Annotated in this window: 26 protein-coding genes; 4 read left to right on the forward strand and 22 right to left on the reverse strand. The window is 30.7% G+C overall.

The genetic code is table 11. The features are described 5' to 3' along the window. Positions 1–2: 2 nt before the first annotated feature. From trmA to ilvA, 3 genes are all read left to right on the forward strand, one after another. Complete coding sequence (trmA, locus tag OQH62_RS02660; RefSeq protein WP_266013629.1) at positions 3–1,070, forward strand: tRNA (uridine(54)-C5)-methyltransferase TrmA; 1,068 nt, start codon at positions 3–5, stop codon at positions 1,068–1,070. 64 nt (positions 1,071–1,134) lie between these two features. Continuing rightward, positions 1,135–1,545: a CoA-binding protein gene (locus OQH62_RS02665; protein WP_266013447.1), complete on the forward strand. Its 411-nt coding sequence runs from the start codon at positions 1,135–1,137 to the stop codon at positions 1,543–1,545. Further along, the gene (gene ilvA / locus OQH62_RS02670) at positions 1,539–2,747 is read left to right on the forward strand and encodes a threonine ammonia-lyase (protein ID WP_266013448.1); all 1,209 of its coding nucleotides are present in this window, start codon (positions 1,539–1,541) and stop codon (positions 2,745–2,747) included. The genes OQH62_RS02665 and ilvA overlap by 7 nt, the downstream gene beginning before the upstream one ends. Here the strand turns inward: ilvA and truA are convergent. From truA to glmU, 7 genes are read right to left on the reverse strand one after another with little or no spacing between them, the layout of a single operon-like run. After that, positions 2,744–3,466 (reverse strand): tRNA pseudouridine(38-40) synthase TruA, encoded by a 723-nt coding sequence (truA, locus tag OQH62_RS02675; protein WP_266013451.1) that lies wholly within the window; start codon positions 3,464–3,466, stop codon positions 2,744–2,746. The genes ilvA and truA overlap by 4 nt on opposite strands. Then, the gene (locus OQH62_RS02680) at positions 3,466–4,491 is read right to left on the reverse strand and encodes an LptF/LptG family permease (RefSeq protein ID WP_266013454.1); all 1,026 of its coding nucleotides are present in this window, start codon (positions 4,489–4,491) and stop codon (positions 3,466–3,468) included. Before OQH62_RS02680 ends, truA begins: the two co-directional genes overlap by 1 nt. Beyond that, positions 4,488–5,300: a prepilin peptidase gene (locus tag OQH62_RS02685; RefSeq protein ID WP_266013457.1), complete on the reverse strand. Its 813-nt coding sequence runs from the start codon at positions 5,298–5,300 to the stop codon at positions 4,488–4,490. Before OQH62_RS02685 ends, OQH62_RS02680 begins: the two co-directional genes overlap by 4 nt. Next, a complete protein-coding gene (gene uppS, locus OQH62_RS02690) occupies positions 5,290–5,958 on the reverse strand; it encodes a polyprenyl diphosphate synthase (protein ID WP_266013460.1) in 669 nt (222 codons plus the stop codon). The genes OQH62_RS02685 and uppS overlap by 11 nt, the downstream gene beginning before the upstream one ends. 2 nt (positions 5,959–5,960) lie before the next feature. After that, positions 5,961–6,572, reverse strand: coding sequence for a hypothetical protein (locus tag OQH62_RS02695; RefSeq protein WP_266013462.1), 612 nt, complete (start codon positions 6,570–6,572; stop codon positions 5,961–5,963). Then, positions 6,569–7,726, reverse strand: a complete 1,158-nt coding sequence (coaBC, locus tag OQH62_RS02700) for a bifunctional phosphopantothenoylcysteine decarboxylase/phosphopantothenate--cysteine ligase CoaBC (protein WP_266013464.1) — start codon at positions 7,724–7,726, stop codon at positions 6,569–6,571. Before coaBC ends, OQH62_RS02695 begins: the two co-directional genes overlap by 4 nt. Continuing rightward, positions 7,723–9,012: a bifunctional UDP-N-acetylglucosamine diphosphorylase/glucosamine-1-phosphate N-acetyltransferase GlmU gene (gene glmU / locus OQH62_RS02705; protein WP_266013466.1), complete on the reverse strand. Its 1,290-nt coding sequence runs from the start codon at positions 9,010–9,012 to the stop codon at positions 7,723–7,725. The genes coaBC and glmU overlap by 4 nt, the downstream gene beginning before the upstream one ends. 162 nt (positions 9,013–9,174) lie before the next feature. Between glmU and fliP the strand changes: the two genes are divergently transcribed. Then, positions 9,175–9,870, forward strand: a complete 696-nt coding sequence (fliP, locus tag OQH62_RS02710) for a flagellar type III secretion system pore protein FliP (protein ID WP_416333342.1) — start codon at positions 9,175–9,177, stop codon at positions 9,868–9,870. Positions 9,871–9,884: 14 nt separating this feature from the next. On the opposite strand, the gene OQH62_RS02715 is transcribed toward fliP, so the two are convergent. The 15 genes from OQH62_RS02715 to ffh form a co-directional block, all read right to left on the reverse strand. Beyond that, entirely contained in the window at positions 9,885–10,988 is a 1,104-nt protein-coding gene (locus tag OQH62_RS02715) for a hypothetical protein (RefSeq protein WP_266013469.1), read from the reverse strand. Continuing rightward, the gene (locus OQH62_RS02720) at positions 10,988–12,232 is read right to left on the reverse strand and encodes an ATP-grasp domain-containing protein (protein ID WP_266013470.1); all 1,245 of its coding nucleotides are present in this window, start codon (positions 12,230–12,232) and stop codon (positions 10,988–10,990) included. The genes OQH62_RS02715 and OQH62_RS02720 overlap by 1 nt, the downstream gene beginning before the upstream one ends. A 4-nt stretch (positions 12,233–12,236) precedes the next feature. Beyond that, positions 12,237–13,259, reverse strand: a complete 1,023-nt coding sequence (locus OQH62_RS02725) for a class I SAM-dependent methyltransferase (RefSeq protein WP_266013471.1) — start codon at positions 13,257–13,259, stop codon at positions 12,237–12,239. Positions 13,260–14,145: 886 nt separating this feature from the next. Then, the gene (locus OQH62_RS02730; protein WP_266013472.1) at positions 14,146–15,018 is read right to left on the reverse strand and encodes a carbon-nitrogen hydrolase; all 873 of its coding nucleotides are present in this window, start codon (positions 15,016–15,018) and stop codon (positions 14,146–14,148) included. Further along, on the reverse strand, positions 15,015–15,902 hold the full coding sequence (locus OQH62_RS02735; RefSeq protein ID WP_266013473.1) for a cation diffusion facilitator family transporter: 888 nt from the start codon (positions 15,900–15,902) through the stop codon (positions 15,015–15,017). Before OQH62_RS02735 ends, OQH62_RS02730 begins: the two co-directional genes overlap by 4 nt. Before the next feature lie 2 nt (positions 15,903–15,904). Continuing rightward, positions 15,905–16,879, reverse strand: a complete 975-nt coding sequence (locus OQH62_RS02740) for an agmatine deiminase family protein (protein WP_266013474.1) — start codon at positions 16,877–16,879, stop codon at positions 15,905–15,907. Positions 16,880–16,952: 73 nt separating this feature from the next. Further along, positions 16,953–17,372: an META domain-containing protein gene (locus OQH62_RS02745; RefSeq protein WP_266013475.1), complete on the reverse strand. Its 420-nt coding sequence runs from the start codon at positions 17,370–17,372 to the stop codon at positions 16,953–16,955. A gap of 419 nt (positions 17,373–17,791) precedes the next feature. Continuing rightward, positions 17,792–18,127, reverse strand: a complete 336-nt coding sequence (locus OQH62_RS02750) for an arsenate reductase family protein (RefSeq protein WP_266013476.1) — start codon at positions 18,125–18,127, stop codon at positions 17,792–17,794. Further along, entirely contained in the window at positions 18,124–19,467 is a 1,344-nt protein-coding gene (locus OQH62_RS02755; RefSeq protein WP_266013477.1) for a class II 3-deoxy-7-phosphoheptulonate synthase, read from the reverse strand. Before OQH62_RS02755 ends, OQH62_RS02750 begins: the two co-directional genes overlap by 4 nt. Positions 19,468–19,501: 34 nt before the next feature. Then, entirely contained in the window at positions 19,502–19,858 is a 357-nt protein-coding gene (gene rplS / locus OQH62_RS02760) for a 50S ribosomal protein L19 (protein ID WP_266013478.1), read from the reverse strand. A gap of 10 nt (positions 19,859–19,868) precedes the next feature. Then, the gene (trmD, locus tag OQH62_RS02765) at positions 19,869–20,573 is read right to left on the reverse strand and encodes a tRNA (guanosine(37)-N1)-methyltransferase TrmD (RefSeq protein ID WP_266013479.1); all 705 of its coding nucleotides are present in this window, start codon (positions 20,571–20,573) and stop codon (positions 19,869–19,871) included. Beyond that, positions 20,570–21,145, reverse strand: coding sequence for a ribosome maturation factor RimM (gene rimM, locus OQH62_RS02770; protein ID WP_266013480.1), 576 nt, complete (start codon positions 21,143–21,145; stop codon positions 20,570–20,572). The genes trmD and rimM overlap by 4 nt, the downstream gene beginning before the upstream one ends. Further along, positions 21,138–21,380 (reverse strand): KH domain-containing protein, encoded by a 243-nt coding sequence (locus OQH62_RS02775; RefSeq protein WP_266013481.1) that lies wholly within the window; start codon positions 21,378–21,380, stop codon positions 21,138–21,140. Before OQH62_RS02775 ends, rimM begins: the two co-directional genes overlap by 8 nt. Positions 21,381–21,383: 3 nt before the next feature. Continuing rightward, positions 21,384–21,611 (reverse strand): 30S ribosomal protein S16, encoded by a 228-nt coding sequence (rpsP, locus tag OQH62_RS02780; RefSeq protein WP_266013482.1) that lies wholly within the window; start codon positions 21,609–21,611, stop codon positions 21,384–21,386. Positions 21,612–21,669: 58 nt separating this feature from the next. Continuing rightward, positions 21,670–23,007, reverse strand: coding sequence for a signal recognition particle protein (gene ffh, locus OQH62_RS02785; protein ID WP_266013483.1), 1,338 nt, complete (start codon positions 23,005–23,007; stop codon positions 21,670–21,672). Between the last annotated feature and the right edge of the window lie 39 nt (positions 23,008–23,046).

The following is a 23,046-nucleotide window of genomic DNA, read 5'->3' on the forward strand; positions in this document are numbered from 1 at the left end:
ACTTGGATTTTTCAAAATTATGTCCTTTTACTGATTTTAAAAAAAAAGTCTCCTTTGCTAAAGACCTTTTTAAAGAATTTTACACAGGTGTTTATGAGTTATATCCTTGTAAAAACAAACATTACCGAACAAGAGCTGAACTTAGTTTTTATCATTCTGATCAAGCTCTAGCATATGCTATGTTTCATAATAAAAAGAAAATCATAATTGATACTTTGGATTTTGTTGATAAAAAAATTTCCGCACTAATGCCTCTGCTTTTAGGTGTTTTCAATTCAAATGAAAAACTTCGACAAAAGCTTTTTGGTATCGAATTTCTAACAACAAATACAGAATGCAGCGTTACTCTACTATATCACAAAAACATCGACCTTATATCGCAAGAATTAAAAAATCTTAACGATGACTTAAAAATTAATATAATCGCAAGAAGCAAAGGAAAGAAGTTGGTTTTTGGCAAAGAAATACTCAAACAATGTCTTGAAATTTTTGGAAAAAAATTTTTTTATGTTTTTAATAATGACTGTTTCATACAACCAAACACTTCTATGAATCAAACAATGATAGAATGGATGATAAAACAAGTACAAAATGAAGAAAAATGCGATATGCTTGAGCTTTATTGTGGTTATGGAAATTTTACCCTTGCTTTAGCTCCATTTTTTCGAAAGATTTTAGCAAGCGAACTTTCAAAAATAAACATTTCTTTTGCTATTGAAAATTGCAATTTAAATACTATTTCAAATATTACTTTTGCAAGACTTTCAAGCGAAGATTTGAAAAAAGCTTTTTATAAAGAAAGAAAGTTTTTTCGTCTCAAAGAGATACATTTAGATGAATTTAATTTCACCCATATTCTTATAGATCCTCCAAGATGTGGTCTTAGTGAAAGCGTGAAAACTCTTGTACAAGATTATAAAAATATTCTTTACCTTTCTTGTAATCCTTTAAGTCTCAAAAAAGACTTAGAAATTCTAAAGAAAACACACACTGTTGTTAATATAGCTTTTTTTGACCAATTTCACAATACTACTCATTTAGAATGCGCGGTTGTACTTAAAAAATATTAATCTTTAAAAAACTCAATATTAAGCAAAACAAAGCTATGATTTAAAAAATATAGAAAGGAAAAAGATGGATATTATAGACAGAATTTTTGAAACCACTACAAAGATAGCCGTAATAGGACTTAGTCCTGACGAACATAAGGCTTCTTTTCTTGTAGCACAGTTTTTACAAGAAAATGGATTCCAAATTTTTCCCGTTTATCCAAAATGTGAAGAAATTTTAGGCGAAAAAGTATATAGGAATCTTGATGAAATTTCAGAACAAGTTGATACTGTGGTACTTTTTCGCAAAAGCGAATTTGCAAAAGAAGCTTTAGAGCAAATTAAGAGAAAAAAAATTAAAAATTTCTGGCTTCAGCTTGGAATTTCTAACGATGAAGTCGCAAAAGAATGTGAATTTCTTGGAATTAATTTTGTACAAGATAAATGTATGCAAAGAGAATTACCTCTTTACAAACAAAGGAAAAAATTATGCTAGAACTCAACAAAATCTACCAAGCAAAACAAACAATAGCAAATTTTATCAATAAAACGCCTTTTACCTATTCACAAATTCTAAGTGATTTTTGCAAAAGTGAGATTTATCTTAAAAGTGAAAATTTACAAATTACTGGTGCATACAAAATACGTGGTGCTTATAACAAAATTGCCAATTTAAACAAAACAGAAAAGCACAACGGAGTCATTGCTGCAAGTGCTGGAAATCACGCACAGGGAGTAGCAATTAGCGCGAAAAGTTTTGGAATAAAAGCTGTTATTGTAATGCCTGAATCAACTCCTTTGCTTAAAGTTTTATCTACAAAAAATTTAGGTGCCAAAGTGATACTCAAAGGTGATAATTTCGATGAAGCCTATGCCTTTGCAATTGCCTGTGCTAAGGAGGAAAATCTTGTTTTCATTCACCCTTTTGAAGATGAATTTGTAATGGCTGGACAAGGTACTTTAATGCTTGAAATGCTTGAATGCGTAAGCGATTTAGATACTGTCATTGTTCCTGTTGGGGGCGGAGGTCTCATTTGTGGCATAGCAAGTGCAGCAAAACAGATTAATCCTAATATAAAAATAATAGGTGTAAGTGCTCTGGGTGCACCAGCGATGTTTGAAAGTTTTAAAGCAAAAAAAGTAAAAAATTCACAGAATGTTAGAACTATAGCCGATGGTATAGCTGTAAGAGATACAAATCCAAAAAATCTTGACATTATACTTAAATGTGTTGATGAATTTGTACAAGTTGATGATGAAGAGATAGCTAATGCTGTACTTTTCTTGCTTGAAAAACATAAGATTATTGTAGAAGGTGCAGGGGCTGTAGGTGTGGCAGCTCTCATTCATAAAAAAATTGCAACTCATAAAAGTAAAAAAGTTGCTTTGGTACTTAGCGGTGGGAATATTGATGTGCAAATGCTTAATATCATTATAGAAAAAGGGCTTTTCAAAGCTCATCGTAAGATGCAAATTAATGTTACTCTTGTTGATAAACCCGGGGCTTTGCTTCAATTGACTGATAGTTTAAAAGCTGCAAATGTCAATATAGTGAAAATTGACTACGATAGATTTTCTACTAAACTTGATTATGGCGATGCTATGATTTCCATTGTACTTGAAACAAAAGGGCAAGAACATCAAAATAAAGTACGAGCCTTACTTACAAAACACGGGTATAATTTTTATGAACTTTAATAAATTATTCTTGTTAAATACAAACCATTTGGCGGAGCTAAAGTACGGAAATAACACTTTTGTGCCAAAATTTGCTCTAAAAGCTGCTCTTGATGTAATCTTGATTCTAACACTGCTAAAATGCTTGATACAGTAAGTCTAACTTGAGCCCTTAAAAAACCATTAGCTCTCAATCTAAAAACACTAAATCCGTTTTTACTATAAGCTTGAGCAAAAAAAATATGCCTTTTGCTTGTTTTTGCATTGCTTTTTGTTTTGGAAAAATACTTAAAATCGTGTTCGCCAACAAAATATTGCAACAGCTTGTTCGCTTTGTCTGTATCAAAAGCAGGATAGAAAAAAACAAAAGGAGCTAAAAATGGATTAAAAGTTTGATGGCAAAAAATATAACGGTACTCTCTGGCTTTGGCACAAAAACGTACTTCAAAATTATCGCTTACACGTTCAATATTTTTTATATGAATATAAGGATGGGCAAATTTATTGATTTGTTTTTTAAGGATAAGAAAGTCATTAAAATGCTCTTTACATTCTACACTTGCAACAGCTCCACTTGCGTGAACACCCTTATCTGTACGCGAAGCAAACAATAATGGCGAAGTAATTCCTAAGTGCGCCAAAGCATTTTGTAAGACATCTTGCACACTTTGTTTGTGTGGTTGAGTAGCAGAACCCATAAAAACAGAACCATTATAAGCAAAAGTAAGCTTAATCTTCATTAGTAGCGACTTAAAATCATTTTCTTAAAACACAACACAGAAGCTATAAAAGTACAAAAGAAAATAACCGTGCAAGCAAGAAAAGGAGGGGTATAAAAGACACTTAAAAGTCCAAAATATACAGACACAACGCCAAACATTCCAAAATAAATAAAACCTTTTTCATAACGGTATGTTACTATACCAAAAGAAAGGGCAAAAAGTGCGCTTGCAAGTGGAAAGAGCGCAATAGTAACATAAATAACAAATTCTTGTGCTCTTTTTTTATTTGTATGAATATCATTCCAGTATTCATAAAATTTTTTAATAGTTAAATCACCATCGTTAATCTGTGTATTAACAATGAAAGTGTCAAATTCTCCCATAAAAACATTTCCATCATTTTCAAAATTATACATTTTTCCTTCCAAAAGCTTAAAGGCAAAACCGTGTTCATTCCTTTGTGCCAAAGCCTGTTTTGCTATAATAAGTTGTTCTTTATCACCTTCTTGGCTTTTTGGATGATACATAATAATATTTTGATAAGTATTATTTTCTTGTTTTTCTATAAAAACAATCCAATTGAGAAATTTTTGACCAAATTCCCCTGTTTTATAGTTGAATTGCACTTGCGTTTTTTTAAAAGTGATGAAATTATCCTGAAGTTCAAATACTATAGGCACCATAACAAGAGCTATAAAAAGCATTAAAGCACTTACAAAACCTGCGATTTGTAAAAAGAAACGCGCTAAAATTTTAGGTGAAAAACCAAGTGTAAAAAGTACTATGCTTTCATTTTCCTTAGAAAGACGAAACAAAGTTAAAGCAAGAGCAATAAAAAAACTAATAGGTAAAGTAAAAATGAGAATTCGAGGAAGCATAAACCCGTACAATTTTAACAAGTCTAAAAAACTGATTTCTATACTAGAGGTTAATCGGGCAAGCTGAATAAAAAACACCATAGAAACTATACCGAAAAGAACAAGAAAGAGAGAAATATAGGTGCTTAGAAAATGATTTAAAATATATCTGAAAATAAGTTTCACAATATATCCTTATAGGGAAAAAACAAATATACTAAAAATGCAAAAGAAAGAAAAGGTAAAAAAGCGAGTTCCTTTTCATTTTTCCAAAGAAAAAAAGGAAGGGAAAAAATTCCTGCAAGAACAAAAATAACAAAGGCAGATTTTATACCCAAAAGTCCTGCAAAAGAAGCTAAAACAATAATATCAGCATCGCCTAAATTTTCTTGGATGTGTTTTGTATTGATATTTTTTACAAAAGCTACACTATTTTTTAGTAAAAACACAAAACCTGCGAAAAAAAAAGCATTTGAGAAAAAACCTCCATTACAATTTTCAAAAAGAAAAAAATAAGCAAATTCGTCCGTATCAAACGCTAAACACAAGGCGAAAAAAAATACAGTCCAAAGTAAAAATTGTGGCACAGCCTTAAGTTGCCAATCAATAAGAGAAAGTAAAAAAAGAGCAAAAAGAAAGAAAAGAAAAAAAATAAAATTCCAAATGCTAAATTCTATGCAGTCAAGCCAAAAAGCTAAAAAAGCAAACCAAACCAAAACTCCACCAAAAACCTCTCCTAAAAAATTGAAAAAAGGAATTGTACTGCCACAATGTCTGCATTTTGCCTTTAAAAAAAGATAAGAAAAAAAAGGAATGAGTTCATAAATCTGTAAAGTCTTTCCACATACAAAACAAAAAGAACGTTGGGAAAAAAGTGCCTTATTATTACAAATTCTGCTTGCAAAACTAACACAAAATGATCCCAAACACAAACCAAAGACAGTTAAAAGTATGGAAAAAATGAAAAAATTTTCTTTTAAAAACTCACTTGCCAAAATTTCTCTCTCTTAATCTGAATTCTCGTATAATTTTCTTAAATTCTCTTTTAGTAAGTCCGGGAAAGAGAGTTTCACTAAAGCAAATTTCAGCATAGGAGCTTTGCCAAAGCAAAAAATTTGAAAGACGTTTAGCAGCTCCAACTCGAAGCATCAAATCCACATCTAAAGGCAGATCCAAATTTTCAGTAATAGTATTTTCGTTGATTGGCAAACCCTTTTCTATTACCTGTTTGACAGAACGTACTATTTCATCTCTTGATCCATAGCTAATGGCTAAATTCACACATAATTTAGAACAGTATTGAGTCTTTTTTTCCAAAAAAGCAATTTTTTCACAAATTGCACTTTGAAGTCTCGTTAAATCCCCGATAGCCAAAAAACGTACTCCATTTTTTTCAAATTCTTCCAATGCCTCGTCTAAACAACGGTCTAAAAGTTCAAAAATAAAAGCTATTTCTTCTTTAGGTCTTTTCCAATTTTCGGTACTAAAAGCAAAAAGCGTTAATTGCAAAATGCCCTCTTCTATACAAACTTCGATAAGTTTTTGCATAGTCTTTACCCCTTTAGAATAGCCAAATTTTGCTAAAAAGCCTTTAGCTTTCGCCCATCGTCTATTCCCATCCATAACGACTGCGAGATGTTTTAGTTCATTCATCATCAACCTTTAAAATCAAATAAAGCCCCAAATTCAAATAAAGGTTTGATATTATCTTGTTGCAAAACCTTATATTGTAAATGTTTGCTTAAAAAATGGCACACTTTTGGAAAAGGAGAAAAAACAGACACAGAATTTGTTTCATAAAGTATCTTCAAAGCTCCAAATACACTGAAGTATAAATAAAGCTCTAAAACTTGCTCATTTTTTTTCATTTGAAAAACACAAGCTTTGTTTTCAAAGACAAAAGGTATATGATAAATATTTTCAAAACTCGCAAAAAGCATTTCTTTAAAAATCTGATATTTTTCTTGATTTGTACATTTTATAAGTTCGCTGATTATAGTATTTTTAAAATCAAGATTCTCTTCTAAAATCCCAACTATAAGAGCTAAACCTTCTTCAAAAAAATGTAATTTGGGGCATTTTACAAGATGCTTGAAATGCACTACGCCACCTTTATATGTATATAATTCTGCCAGATATTGAGCACCAACTTCAAGCTCTACCATACTTTTTGTACGGACTTTTTTATGATTTAACTGCAAGGTATAATGCCATAGAGAGGATTTTTCTAAAACCTTCATTTGTAGAGGTAAAGTTGCATTAATCATAATTTTTCACACATTTTTGCAAGTTCAAAACCAAGTTTCTCTTTACTTTTGAAACCCGTTTTTTGAGAGCTAGTATGGGTAATACAGTAAAGCTCATTTTCATCACTTCCAAAATGATTTTTTTGACCCAAAATATTTAAACATACCATATCAAGTTTTTTTTGCGAAAGAGAATTTTTAGCATTTTGTAAAGCATTGGTTTTTTCAACTTCCATTTTAAAACCTATTTTTTTTCCTTTAAAAGGAATCTTAGTTAATAAATCTTCATTAGGTTGTAAATACAAATTCAAACCATTGCTATAAGCATTCTTCTTAATTTTCCCTTCTTGATACTCTGGTACAAAATCACTTACCGCAGCTGCCATTATCCAAAAATCAGCCTTTTTAAGATGTTTCTTTAAAAGACTTTTTAATTCTTTTGAATCTTGAAAAGAGTAAAGCTCATAAGGCGTGTTAAAAAAGACAGAGCTTAAAAATATAGTTTTAGCACCCAAATAATAAAAAGCATCAGCGATAGCTTTTGCCATCTTTCCGCTTGAAAAGTTAGTCAGACAACGAACATCATCAATTTTTTCTCGCGTTGGACCGCCTGTAACAACAATAGTCTTATTCGACCAAAAATCTTCTTTTAAAAGCTTTCTCTTAACCAAAGAAACAATGCTAGAAATTTCAGCCATAGCTCCTACACCTTCATCTTTACAAGCAAGAATCTTAGAGATTGGAGGGATAACAATAGCACCATTTTTTTCAAGCAAATGTAAAGAATTTTGAGTGCTAAAATGAAAAAACATTGTCGTATTTGCTGCTGGAGCTACTAAAAGGGGGGCTTTTGAAGCAATAAGTGTTTGTATGAAAAGTGTATCGCTTATGCCTAATGCGAGTTTATTGATTGAATTTATAGTTGCTGGGGCAAAAAGTACTACATCAACATCCTTTGTAAAAGCTATGTGATTCTTTGTGTTAAACCAAGATTCATTTTCCTCGCACAGTACTTCATCTGCCAAAGCTTCAAAACTCATCTTGCTTGCAAATTTTAAAACCCCATTGCTTAACAATACTTTTACTCTAAAATTTTCTTTTTTAAAGAAGGAGAGAAGTTCATAGGCTTTATAAAATGCTATACTCCCACTTACAGCTATAAGTATGGTTTTCATTTTTTAAATTTCTTATCAAAATAATTAGAGATAATTTTTTTTTCAGCCCTATTAATAAAAAGCGATCCTTCTGCCACATCGCAAGTTACAGTACTTCCAGCTGCTATAACACATCTATTAGCGATATTTACAGGAGCTATAAATTGTACATCAGAACCCACAAAAACATTTTTTCCTATAACTGTCTTGTGTTTTTTTATCCCATCATAATTACAAGTAATGCACCCACAACCTATATTTGTCCCCTCTCCTATCTCACAATCACCCAAATAACTTAAATGTCCGGCTTTAACACCTGTAAGCTTGGCTTTTTTACATTCAACAAAATTTCCTATATGTGTCTTTCTAAGCTCACATCCCGGTCTTAAATGTGCCAATGGACCAATATCACTATCTTCAACAAAAGAATTCTCAATCACACTGGAACTTTTAATGATTGAATTAATAATTGTACTTTTTCCTTCAATACGTACATTTTCATACACCTCACATTCGCCGATAAATTCTACATCGCAAGAAATAAAACTTGTATGAGGCAGATGAAAAATAACTCCTTGTTCTGACCAATACTTTTTTAATTTTTCTTGTAAAAAATTCTCAGCTTTGCTTAATTCAAATTTATCGTTGATACCCATAAATTCATTTTCATCAACAAAGACAGCTTTCACTTTCAATCTTTTTTTACCTACAAGCTCTATTATATCAGTGAGGTAATACTCTGATGTTGTATTGTTTTGTGTGATTAATGGCAGATTTTCTGCCAAAACTGTCCTTGTGAGAACATAAACACCTGCATTACATAGAGTAATTTGTTTTTGCATTGCATTCGCATCTTTCGCTTCGATTATTTTTTTAACATTTTCACCTTCAAGTATCACTCTGCCGTAATTTTTTGGCTCATTTGTTTGAAAAACTGCCACATTTAAAGGCGAATCACTAGTAAGTAACTTCTTAAGACTTGAAAGTTCAACTAAAGGCATATCTCCACAAAGTATCAGTACTTTTTCATTAAGAGCCTGGTAGTTTCTTAAAGCACCTGCGGTACCGGGGAAATGAATCAAATCCTGTTCTACAAATCGAGTTTGTGGAAAATATTTGCAAATTTCTTCTTTAATTTTTTCTTTTTGGTGCGATACTGCCACAGTAACATCATTACTCAAACTAAAGGCTTTTTCCAAAATATGTAAAATCATACTCTTTTGACAAAGCTCCTGCAAAACTTTTGGCTTTTCAGATTTCATTCTTGTGCCAAGACCAGCTGCTAAGATAATAATAGAAGTCTTCATTGCTTATAACCATTTTATTTTTCATAATTTTAACATTTTAATATTAATTTTTTACAGCTAAGAAAAGCTAAAATCATTTTTAGATACAATAAGCTTCGTAATTTTCAACAAGGTTTTATTGTGAAAAAAGTTTTTTTTCTTATTTTAATAAATGTTAGTTTAATGTTTGGAGCAGAAGTAACTATACCAACAGTCAATTTAAGCCTTAGCGCCCCAAACACTCCTACACAACTTGTAACAACGCTTAATATTGTAATAGTATTAACCATACTTGCTCTTGCTCCAAGTATTATTTTTGCAATGACTTCTTTTTTAAGACTTATCATAGTTTTTTCTTTTTTACGACAAGCTATGGGGACTCAAAGTATGCCACCAAATACTATTTTAGTAAGTCTAGCACTTATTTTAACTTTTTTTATTATGGAGCCTGTAGCAACAAAATCTTATAATGAAGGTATTAAGCCCTATTTAGCAGAAGAAATAGGATATGAGGACGCTTTCATACGAGCAGCAAAACCGTTTAAAGATTTTATGCTTAAAAATACAAGAGAAAAAGATTTAGCACTCTTTTACCGTATCCGCAACTTGCCCAATCCTCAAACTATCGATGATGTTCCACTTAGTGTACTTGTTCCAGCCTTTATGATTTCAGAATTTAAAACTGCATTTGAAATAGGTTTTCTGATTTATCTCCCTTTTTTAGTCATTGATATGGTTGTAAGCTCTGTATTAATGGCTATGGGTATGATGATGTTACCGCCTGTAATGATCTCTCTGCCTTTTAAACTTCTCATTTTCGTACTCGTTGATGGATGGAATTTGCTTGTACAAAGACTAGTTGAAAGTTTTGTTCCATAAAGTAATACAAGTCTTTATCCATTTTTTGTTTTAAGAGGAAGCAATAAAGAGATTAAAATTGCAAAAGCAAAAGGAATAATATAATTTATACTTACCTTGTCATAAAAGATTAAAAGACTGATAACGATAAGAAAAAAAGAATATGAATTTGCCTTAGAAACCAAAGTTCCGACAATATAAGCTTCATATTTTTGTGCTAAAACACTTCTAATAAATATTCTACTTATATTAAAACAAAGTCCCAATATAAAAACAGAAACTATTTTAAAAATAAAATTTTCTAAAAAGCTCCAAAAAACAATAGCTACTATAAGAAATACTACACTCATTTTATACTGAATAAAAAGCTGATAAAACATTTTTTTAGCAAGCAAAATACTAGAAAATATCATACCTAATCCCATAGCAGCATCTAAAATTCCAACTTCTATCATATCACCTTTATGATAAGCAACTTGCACAGGAAGCATAAAATTGAAAAGTGCCAAAGTTGGCCATATAAAAATCAAAGCACACTCTAGTCCTGTTAATTGTATTTTTGTATCTCTTTTCAATTCTTCTTTTAATTCCTCATTTGCTATCTCTTCTTTATGAGATAAAAAGAAAGTGCTAAAAAATAAAAATAAAAAAATCAAGGAACTCATCAAAATAACTTCTTTAGGATTATGTTTAAAGATAAAAGCTGCTACAACAGGTCCTAACATTAAACTTATTTGATTTACACTCATAGAAAAGGAACTGAATTGAAGAATTTTCTGCTGGGAATACTTTTTAGCCAAAGCTACAAACCACATTTCCCAACTCGATTCCATAATGAAAAAGAAGAACCAAAGAGTAGTATTTAAACAAAGAATTACAATATGATTATGAGCAAAAAATAACAAGAAAGAAACAAAAAAAGAGGCTAAAAGAGCATAACTTGTAAGCTTTAATCCGCTTAACTGCTTTTTATTTTTATAAAATAAAGGTACAAGTATAGCCGGAACAAAAGTAAGTGCAACTAAAACAGCAAGATAGAAAGGAGTATTGTTTTCTACAAGCATTAGCCAATTAATAGCAAGAATTAAAGCTCCGCAACTTAAACGATAAAGTGCAGAGAGGAATACATAAAGATACATCACTCAAGCTCAAAAATTTGTTCGCTTAAAAAATTTGCTAAATCAATAGGCAAAGTTGTTTTATCTTGAAAGAAATGATTTTCCCAAACAAATTCCACCACTCCTTCCCTTGCACTCCAATCCTTAGCATCAGTGCTTAAATTTCCTACATTTGTGGTTATTTTTATACTTGTAAGCTCTTTAGGTAAAGAAAGTTTTTCCAAAGCATTGATTTTTTTAATTCTGCCTTTTTTAGCTTTTAAAAAAGCAATACTTGAAGTTCTTTTTGCTTCTGGCACTTCAAAATTTGTCAAATCCTTGCCTAAGTAAGAAGCGATATGTAAAAAATAGGGATTAAACTCAAAAGCATTTTCAAGTTGATCCATTATGCCATCGCCTCCTGTTCTTGCTCCAACTTCTATGAGATACATTTTATTATCTTTAATTTTAATTTCTATATGAGCAAGACCTCTATCAATACCTAAAGCTTTACAAGCTTTATGTGCTAAGTCATTAAGAAGGGAATTATTATTTCTATGACTTGGAATTAAATGTGCCATTTCACTAAAATAAGGTTCATTTGAAAGGTATTTTTCAGTAACACTTAAGCTTTTGTAGGAATTTTTCAAACAAAGCACTTCTACTGAAACTTCTTCAGTAGAATTAATATATTCTTCAATTAAATATTTATCACCCTTTATTTTGAAACCTTCTTTATGTGTAGCAATAAGCTCCTTAGCTTGCTTTAAAGCATTTTGAGCTTCTTGTTTATTATAAGCTACACTAACACCTCCACTTCCTCCAAAATCATAAGGCTTAATGATCAAAGGAAAACCTATATGTGCTATGGCCTCATCAAGTTCTTTTTCATCTTCAAGTAAGAAAAACCTAGCACTAGGGAGTTTAAATTTTTCAAATTGTAATTTCATTTTATATTTATTTCGCGAATTCTCTACTGCCTGTTTAGAAAGAAAAGGCAAAGAAAAATATTCATTAAGCTCATTTGCACTTTCTAAAGTCCAATCATTTAAAGGAATGGCACCTAAAAATTGATAAGCTTTTTGAATTTGAGCTTTTACAGCTTTTATTAGTGCTAAAGTATCATTTGCATCACATAACAAACAACCATCAAAATATCTATTTTTATTAAAGATTCCTTGTTTATCTGCAATAAAAACTTCTGCATCTGTGGCTTTTCTTGCTCCAGCCAAAGCTCTTTCTCTTAAGTATTGATTTGCACCAAGCAAAAGTATAAATTTTTTCATTTTTTTAATCCTTTTTGAAAACAAGAAGTACAGAATCCCCAAATGCCTGAGTCTCGGTATCTAAAGTATAAATTTTGCTAAAACCAAAAGAAGAAAATTCTTCTATAAGTTTTTCCTTTTCTTTTTCCATATAAGGCAGAACTTCTAAATTCATCAACTTTTCTCCTGTGTTCGTCCTTACCCTACGTTTTATTTCACTTCCAACAATCATTTTCTCTTTGTTATATAAATGCGGTGGCAGTGAAAAAAATCCTTTTCTCCAATTTCTTTGACAATGATCAATTATAAATATTCCTCCTTGTTTTAGTATTCTATATACATTTTTGATATGTTGTTTTCTTTCTTCTGCATTGACTATCATATGCAAACAACCCATATTAATTGCCGTGTCAAAACTTTCATTTTCAAAGGCATTCAAAAAAAGAACATTGCTTTCTATAAAGTCAATATCTAAATTTTGTTCTTTTGCAAAACTTCTTGCCTTTTCTAAAGCACTAGTGGATATATCAATACTAGTAACATCTACATCGTTTTTCTTTAAAAATATACTGTCCCTTCCTTCTCCACAACCCAAATCAATAACTTTTTTATTTTTAAAGTACGATTCAAAATTTTTATAAATTGCTACTAAAGATTCATTAGCAAGCCTACTCTCCCAAGTACTAACTCCATTTTCATATATTTTTTTATAACGTTTTTCATATCCTAAATAATACTCATTTGAATGTAAGATGAAATCTTTAATATCTTCAATAGAACAAATGTGTTTTAATTTAGAAATTTGTTTTGTATAAAATATTTGTATATCGCAATTCTTATCTTTTTTTGCAACAAAACAGAATGGGGTATTGATGATAACAAGTTCTTTTTTGAAAGCAAATTTAATTGTATCTTTATTAAAATCCTCTTTTTTCTTAAAATCTAAATAAAAAAATTCAGCATTTTGTGTATAAAGAATAATAGGACTGGATAATTCAAAAAATTCTATTTCATCAAGTCTATCTATACAACTGTATCCTAATTCCAATAGAGATTCTTTACAATTTCTTTTCTCTTTTAAAACTTTAAATAAAGCTATTTTATCTATTTTTTATCCTTTTATAAATTGTTTTATTATATCACAATACAACAAAGAATAATTCAAGCTTAGTCTAAAGAACTTGTGTCAATGCAAGATGAAACTTTTTAGTTTTCACTAGGATTATGTTAGAAATTAGTAAAACAGTTTCATACTAAAAATGAACGTTTTAAAACATAGAATACAAAAACAAAATATTTTGCAATATTGTAAGTTTTAGCATCTGTATTCTTACGCTTAATACTAGCTATTAAAAATCATCTTTATCGGTATTATCATCATTTGTTTTAATGTAAAAAAGAATTTGTAACTCTATTATTTTTTCAATTCATTTTTCAAAAGTTTCTTTAAAAATCCATTTATATCTTTCTCTTAATAAGTTTGTGTATTTTGACTTTCGCCTCGTATAGGTTGAAAATCTTTTTCATTAATAAGTTTAACTTGATATTATCGCCCATAGCCATTCAAATTCTTTAACAAATTTATCGTGTTTTTGAAATAAAGATATTTAGTTTTAAACTATATAAGCTTAAATCTTATTTTAAAAACTCATCAAGTTCATCTCTCAAATCACTAACTTTTTTAACCAAAGAAGAATCTAAATGAAATTCTATACCATAAGAAACATAACCCTGCGATTTATTTCTTTTCTATCAATTCCCATCTAAGTATCAAAAATAACATTTTTATAAAGATGAATTTTGTATGTTGTTTCGATTTTTTATTTTATCTCACAAATCACTTTTCAAACAGTCCAAAAAATGGGTACAAAATTCTAAAGCACTTCAAACGAAAGCTGAAAAATAGCACAAAAGAAAGTTATCATCAAAACACACTAATCAATAAATCTTTTTGAAAGCTCATCAAAATATTCAATACGTCTATCACGCAAAAAAGGCCAACACTGACGCACTTTTTCAATTCGTTTTAAATCAAGTTCTACAACTTCACAAAGTTCATTTTCACTTCCCGCACGAAAAAGTTCCTCTCCTTGTGGTCCAAAAACAAAGGAATTTCCCCAAAATCTTATTCCACAAGCAACACCACTTAAATCTTTCTCAAAACCAATTCTATTAATTGCTACTACATACAAACCATTTGCTATAGCGTGTCCTTTTTGCACACTAAGCCAAGCTTCAAGCTGTCTTTGTTTTTCTTCAGAATCATCTTCATCAAACCAACCTATTGCTGTAGGATAGATAAGAATTTGAGCTCCTTTTAAAGCCATAAGTCGAGCTGCTTCTGGATACCATTGATCCCAACAAATAAGTACACCGAGTTTTCCAAGACTTGTATTTATGGGTTCAAAACCTAAATCTCCCGGTGTAAAATAAAATTTTTCATAAAAACAAGGATCATCAGGTATGTGCATTTTACGGTATTTACCGGCTATACTCCCATCTTTTTCAAAAACAAGAGCGCTATTATGATATAGTCCTGCACTTCTTTTTTCAAACAAGCTAACAAGCAAAATAACACGGTGCTGTTTTGCTACCTTAGACCAAAATTCCACATCCTTTTCATACTCGTTTGCAAGGTCAAAAAAAGCAGTATTCTCACTTTGACAAAAATACTCATTTTGATGTAATTCCCCAAGGCAAACAAGTTCTGCGCCATCTTTGACAGCTTTTTGAATGAATTGGCAAGTTCGAACAATAGTCTTTTCTTTACTTCCAAGATATTTTTGCTGTACAAGGGCGATTTTCATTGTTTTTCTCTCTCCACTTCTTGATCATCATAGGGATCTAAATGTATCTGAAATTCCCATTTTTCATTACAGAATTTCTCTCTTATATTTTGCTCTATCTCATCTGAAATTTTATGTGCGTGAAATAAAGATATTATAGGACAAAAAACCAAATGAACACTAAGGTAGTTGATATTTGGAGTTTTACGAGTTTTTAAATCGTGAAAGGACAAAACATCTTTATGATTTTTAATAAGAGTATAAATTTGTTTTACCTTTTCGCTTTCAAGTGCTTTATCCATAAGAAAAGGGAGGGATTTTTTTACAATAGAACAAGCACTAAAAGCAATATAAAAACTCGCAGCAATACCAAAAATAGCATCAATAAAATGCCACTGCGTAAAATAAATAACAATCAAAGCAAGAAGGGTGCAACAATTTGTCAAAAGATCAGTTTTATAATGCAAACAATCGCTCTCAACAATAAGACTGTTTGTCTTTTTTGCTACATAAGTTAAGAAAAGGACAAGAATCAAAGTGCAAACAAGGGAAAAAAACATTACAAACATTCCAGAGTTAATATCTGAAATTTCTTCATATTTATACATCTTTTGAATGCTTTGAAAAAAAATAAAAATACTAATTATCGCAATAAAACAACCTTCAAGCAATCCTACTAAAGCTTCAATCTTGCTAAAACCAAAATTATAAGAAGCATTGGGTTTCTGTGATGATTTTCTAAGAGCTAAAAAATTAAATAAAGAAATAACAAGATCCATCATAGAATCTAAAGCACTTGAAAGTATTGCAACTGAACCACTTGCCAAACCTATAAAAAATTTTACCAATGCTAACAACAAAGCACATATACTCGCTATAATTGTCGCTTTTTTCTCTAATTTCATTACTAGGACCTTTTAAAACGATTTTGACAAGAGCAATGAAGTGAGCCATTTTGTCTTAAAAACACTCTCGCATCAACACCTACAACTTTATGATTAGGCAATTTTTTTTGCAGTCTTTGACGCACTTTCTCATCATTTTCATCTTTATAAAATGGTACAATAAGAGCATTATTAACAAAAACAAAATTTGCATAACTTGCACCAAGTCTCTTTTCTTTATAATATAAAGGTTTAGGAAGAGGGAGTTCAACAAGTTCAAATTCTGTTTGCAAAAGTTCTTGCTTCATCGCCTGCAAGGGCTTAAAATGCTCATCTTGTTCATCTTCACAAATACAAAAAGCTATAGTTTTTTCATTAATAAATCTTGCTAAAATATCGATATGGCAATCAGTATCATCTCCTCTTATAAAACCATTTTCAAGCCAAATGATATGTTTTAAACCAAAAAACTGCTGCAATTTTTCTTCAATTTGTTTTTTATTAAAAGAAGGGTTACGATTAGCATTTAAAAGGCATTGTGTAGTACTAAGCATTACTCCATTGCCATTAAAATCAACACTTCCACCTTCTAAAACAAAATGGACTGTCTGCAATTTTTCTTTAAATTTCTCTTTAAACAAGCGCGCATTAACAGCATTATCTAAAGTGCTCTGAAATTTATCTCCCCAAGCATTAAAAGTAAAATCCAACGCTTGTATTTTATCATCTACAAAAACATCAATAGCACCAAAATCACGTATCCAAGTATCATTTGTAGGACACTCGAAAAATTCCACATTTCTAAAATGTAAAAAAGGTTTAAAATCTTTTTTATCCGGTGCTATCAACAGCACTTTTTGAAAAACACTTACAGCATCAATAAATTCCTCATAAGCTTGCAGAATTTCTTTTAAATATGGCTTCCAATCGGTATTTTTATGAGGCAAAGAAAGTATTAAACATTCTTGTTCTCTCCACTCCGGAATAGATTTTATCATTTACATACCTTTTTTGATAATAAAATCTAATTGTAACATTTTTAATCATTTTGTCAAGAAAAATAATAGAAAGTTATTGTAAAAATATTTTTAACGTGTCGTTTTCAAGCAAAAAGAAATCGTGATGTTCTGAAAGTCGAAATTTTCCTTTAAAATGAGTCAAAAACATATCTTCAAATTCCATTGAATCTTTACATAACATTTTCGTAGAACCAAGAGTTTCGTTGTCTATTTCTAAAATTTCTCCATCAAATTTATAAAATCCAAAGAAACGATTACAACCGCCAAAACCATAAAATTTTTCATCTTCAAAACTTATATAAGGTGTTTCCTGCATATTTTGTACGTGATAAGTTGTAGCATTTATAATAATCTTTTCAATTTTTAAAAGTTGATTCTTAGGAAAACGTATATCTTGATGTTGTATCAATGAAGTACTACTACAAGAAACAAATAATGCTGAAAACAGAAAAAAAGAAAAAAAAATTTTCATAGCATTCCTTCAATTTCAAATTCATTGAGTACTTTTAAAATTATGACACACTAGCCTTAATCTGCTTACAGAAATTTGAAAATTTCTTGACTTTTCTCTTTTTAGTGCAACTTATACATTCAATATTTTAGCTCTTTAATTACCTGCAGTATGAAAATTAAGAACGAAGAAGATCTTATTTAAAACTGCGAAATTCTATACTTTAAGTCAATTTTTGCAGATAACTCAAATGATTGATTTGAAATGATTAGAATTTTTGAATAAAAATTCAATTTTTATATTACAATCTTTTACTCTTATAACAATTTCACTTATATTTTTCAGTGTAACAAATCTATTAGCATTGTTTTTAAAAAATAAAAACACTTAATTTTGAATTTGCAAAATTAAAATTTTATATCTGCTAGCAACAATTTGGATTAATTGTACAAAAAATTCTCATACTCTTTAGAAATAAAAATTACGTCTTCAAAAAATATAACAGGTCTTTTAATGAGACTTGGATTATTCAAAACAAGATTTTTTAGTTCATTTTCATCCAAACCTTCAATCTTTTTTTTATTTAAACCAAGTTTCCTAGCTGTCATTCCTCCACTATTAATAAAGTCTTGTACTTTTCTTTTTTCAAGCCACGAATTCAAAGTATCTTCATCAAGTTTTTTAATATCAAGAAAATCAAAGACAAAACCCTTGTTGTTTAAAGCCTGTATAGCTTTTTGCACACTATTGCAATTTTTTATTCCATACATTTTCATTTTCTTGCTCTTTTAACTAAATCAGCAATTAAAAAAGCAAGCTCTAAAGCTTGATCTGCGTTTAATCTTGGATCACACTGCGTTTCATATCTTTTTTCAAGACTCTGTGCAGTAATATTACTTGCCCCGCCTGTACATTCTGTTACATCCTGTCCTGTCATTTCTAGATGTACTCCACCGGGATATACCCCTTCACTCATTGCAACTTCAAAAAAAGTTTGCACTTCTTGCATAATTTTATTAAATTCTCTTGTTTTAAAATTCCCCATTTTTGTTGTATTGCCGTGCATAGGATCTATGCTATATATCAAATTCAATCCTTCGCTTTTCAAACGAGAAAAAATTTTGGGTAAATTTGAAGCAATCAATTCAACTCCCATACGTATAATAAAAGTGAGCCTACCTTCTTCATTATTTGGATTTAAAGCATTTGCTAAAGCTATGATTTCATCAGCACTTGCATTAGGTCCTATCTTTACACCTAAAGGATTTTTAACTCCGCTTAAAAAATGCACGTGAGCCTCATCAATATTACGAGTCCTCTCTCCTATCCATAACATATGAGCCGAACAGTCATAAACTTCTCCACTTAAACTATCCTCACGTGTTAAAGTTTGCTCATAAGGCAGCAATAAAGCTTCGTGTGAAGTATAAACCGTAACCTCTCTTAAACTAGGAGTATTGTTCGTATTTATACCACAAGCTTCCATAAAAGCAAGAGCTTGAGAAATTTTTTCACTAAGATCACTATACTGCCTGTGAAATTCGCTCTTCGTAAGAAAACCCAAATTCCAACGATGTACCTCGTGTAAATCAGCCAAACCACCACGAGCAAAACCACGCAGTAAATTTAAGGTTGTTGCACTTTGATAATACGCTTCTAACATTCTTTGAGGATCTGGAATACGTGCTTGTTCATCAAATTTAAAACCATTGATAATATCACCACGATAACTTGGAAGTTTTTTTCCATCAAGTTCTTCAAAATCGCTGCTTCGAGGTTTAGCAAACTGTCCTGCTATACGTCCAATTTTAACAACAGGACAGCCACCTGCAAAAGTTAAAACTATTGCCATTTGAAGAAGAATTTTAAACATATCTCGTATATTCACTGCGCCAAAATTCTCAAAACTTTCAGCACAATCTCCACCTTGCAAAACAAAAGCATCTTTTTGGGAAACTCTTGCAAGTGCCTTTTTCAAATTTCTCACTTCACCGGCAAAAACTAAAGGAGGAAGCTTATTGAGTCTGTGTAAAACTTTTTCGAGTTCTTGTGAATTTGGGTAAGTCGGTTGCTGTCTAATGGGAAATTTTTTCCAAGAATCCTTCGTCCAATTCATCATATGTCCATTACTTTATGAATTCAAATAAAGATTATTTTTTAAGTTCCTTAATACGTGCAGCCTTACCTCGTCTTTCTCTAAGATAAAAGAGTCTTGCACGACGTACGCGACCTCTTCGTAAAACACTAATATTTTCCAAACTTTCACTATAAAGAGGAAAAATTCTTTCAACCCCGATATTATTTGCACCTATTTTTCGTACAGTAAATGTGGCACTTACTCCATTACCACGTCTTATAATACAAACGCCTTCAAAATGCTGAATACGCGTTTTATCACCTTCTTGAATACGAATAGCAAGTTTTAAAATATCTCCTGCTCTAAAATGCGGAATATTTTTTTCTTTTATTTGTTTTGCTTCAAACTGTTCTATATATTTATTTTTCATTGCTTCATCCTTATTTTCTACGTCTGTATTTTAAAAACAAATCTGGTCTAAAAAATTGTGTTTTATACGACGCTAAAATAGTTTTTAAAGCTGAAATTTTAGCGTGATTACCCTTTAAAAAGACTGAAGGTGTGCTAAACTGTTGCGAATTTCTTTCATAAAGAAAGGGTTTTGTAAAAGAAGGAGCTTCAAGAAGATCGCACTCAAAACTTTCTTCTATAAGACTTGCACTATTGCCCAACACCCCATCAAGATTACGTACAATCGCATCACAAAGCACAAGAGCTGGGAGTTCTCCTCCTGTTACAATAAAATCACCTATACTAAAAATTTCATTAGCAAAATACTCTAACACTCTCTCATCAATACCCTCATATCTCCCGCATACAAAAACAATATGCTTCTTGCGACTTAAACGTTTTGCATCTTGCTGCTTAAAACTCTTTGCACTTGGATTCAAAAAAATAAAATGAGAATTTTCATCTTGTTGTTGAATGTATTCTAAAGCATCAAATAAAGGTTGTGTTTGAAGTACAAGCCCGGCTCCGCCACCTATTTTATAGTTATCAACTTTTTGACAATTTTGTTGCGAGAATGTTCTAGGATTATAAAATTCAAGCTCAAAAAGATTTTTTTTTAAAGCCTTAGCAAGTATTGAATCTTCAAAATAGAAACGAAGTAGGTTCGGAAACAAAGAGACAAAACTGAATTTCATGAATTTTCCAAAATAAAAAAAACATCGATAGTACAAAAAATCCTAGATTTTTCTATCTCTATTTTCTTAACAAATTTATCAAGATATGGTACATAAAAAATTTTTGCAAATCCTTTTTTTATCATATTTTCATCGGTTTGAATTTCAAAAAGATAGCCCATGGTATTTTCTATAATATCTTTTACTTTGCCTATTTTTTGCAACTTCAAATCAGACATAAAAACCCAAAGCTCACAACCTAAAATATCAAAATAGAAATACTCATCTTTTTTAAGTATGCAAGTATTGCGAGTATATTCTATGCTTTGATAGAGGTAAATATTAGTTAATTCTTTTACTTTTTCTCTACTATTATAATTTTCAAATAAAACTATTTTATTGAAACTATTATAATGTTTGATAGTAAGCTTTTTGGAAAAATCAATGTCGCAAACAGAATGAAAACTCGTAAAAAAAACAGCATCTTTCTTAAATTGCGAAGGAAAGTCGCTAAGATTATGAAGTCGTATATAACCTTTTAAACCGATACTTTTGCCAAGTTTTGCAACACAAACAAATTGCTCTTCACTCAAATATTTTAACCGTAATACGATAATTCATTGTATCTTTATTTTTATAGGCAGAAAGAACACTCTTAATAGCTTGTATCATCTTACCATTTTTTCCTATAAATTTTCCTGTGTCAACCTTATCTGCATAAATGATAAGTTCTGCAAAATTCTCATCTAAACAAACTTTTTCTACTTGAATCTTCTCAGGATAATCTGCGATAAGCTTAGCATATTCTTTTAAAAAATTTTCTACCATAATTTATTTACTAGTAAGAGAGGAAACTTTATCGCTAAGTTTTGCACCTACGCTCTTCCAATATTCTAAACGTTTAGAATCAAAACGAATAACTTCGGGTTCAACCATAGGATTATAATACCCTATGCTTTCTATCCAACCTCCATCGCGACGTTTTCTGCTATCAGTTACTACGATACGATAAAACGGTCTTTTAGTTCTTCCCATTCTTGTAAGTCTAATTACTGTCATTTTTACTCCTTAAAGTTTTAAATTTTATCTCTAAATACATAATATCCATAAATAAAATTTAAAACTGCTTGCGAGCTTGATTCATCATTTGCATTAAACTCTCCATTCCTTTTTGTCCTGAAAATTTTCTCGCAAGTTTAGCAGCACTACCAAACTGTTTTAAAAAACGATTGACTTCTACTTGAGAAAGCCCTGCACCTTGTGCTATACGACGTTTTCTAGCATTATTAAGCAAACTTGGCATCTCTCTTTCTTTTGGAGTCATTGATGATATCATCGCTTTGATACGTACTATTTCTTTAGAATTATCAAGATCTAAGTCTTTAACTTGCGAAGCTACATTAGAAAGCCCGGGTATCATAGTCAATAAAGATTTCATACTGCCAAGCTTTTTTACACTTTCCATTTGAACAAGAAAATCATTAAAATTAAATTCACCTTTCTTAATCTTCTGACTAAGTTTCTTAGCTTCTTTTTCATCAATAATTGTAGCTGTTTTTTCAGCTAAAGTAGCCAAATCGCCTTCCCCCATAATCCTGCTTACTATTCTTTCTGGAAGAAAAGCTTCTAAATCAGCAATCTTTTCACCAACACCTATAAAACGTAAAGGAATGCCAAGTTGTCTTGCTATGCTAAGAGCTATGCCACCTTTAGTATCAGCATCAAATTTAGATAAAATCACCCCGCTAATACCTAAGGCTTCATTAAAACTCCCTGCAGTTTTTACACCATCTTGCCCACTCATTGCGTCAGCAATATAGAAAATTTCATCTGGTTGCAGAGAATCTTTTAAGTCCTTGAGTTCATCCATTAACATTGCATCTATAGCTAAACGACCGGCAGTATCAACAAGCAAAACATCAAATAAAGAACTTTTGGCTTTTTGCAAAGCTGCTTGTGCTACTTTTAGGGGCTTTTTTTCACTTTCAAGCCAAAACAGCTCTAATTCATTAAGCTCACAAAGCTGTTTCAACTGTTCAACAGCAGCTAAACGTTGTAAATCGCAAGCAGCTATCAGTACTCTTTTACCTCGAAGTTTTAAATAATTTGCAAGTTTTACAGTACTTGTTGTCTTACCTCCACCTTGCAAACCCGTCATTAACACCACAGTAGGAGGTTTTTGGGCAAAGACAAAACCTTGATTTGAACCTTTGATACGTAAAACATTTTCCAAATTCGACTTTATAGAATTAAGAAAATGTTTTTGTCCTATACCATTCTTTCTTACTTCCTCTTCAATCAAAACTAAAAGCTCTTTTACAACTTTGTGATACACATCAGCTTTCAAAAGTGCTTTTTTTAAAGTCTCCAAAGCATTTTTTAAGGCTTTTTCATCATCAACAAAACGAAGTTTATTTACTGCTGATTTAAAAGATTCGCTGATAACTTCAAACACTACTTTCGCCTTTCTTACTTAAAATTATAAAACCAATTA

Source organism: Campylobacter sp. MIT 21-1684 (assembly GCF_026241315.1).
Classification (GTDB): domain Bacteria; phylum Campylobacterota; class Campylobacteria; order Campylobacterales; family Campylobacteraceae; genus Campylobacter_D.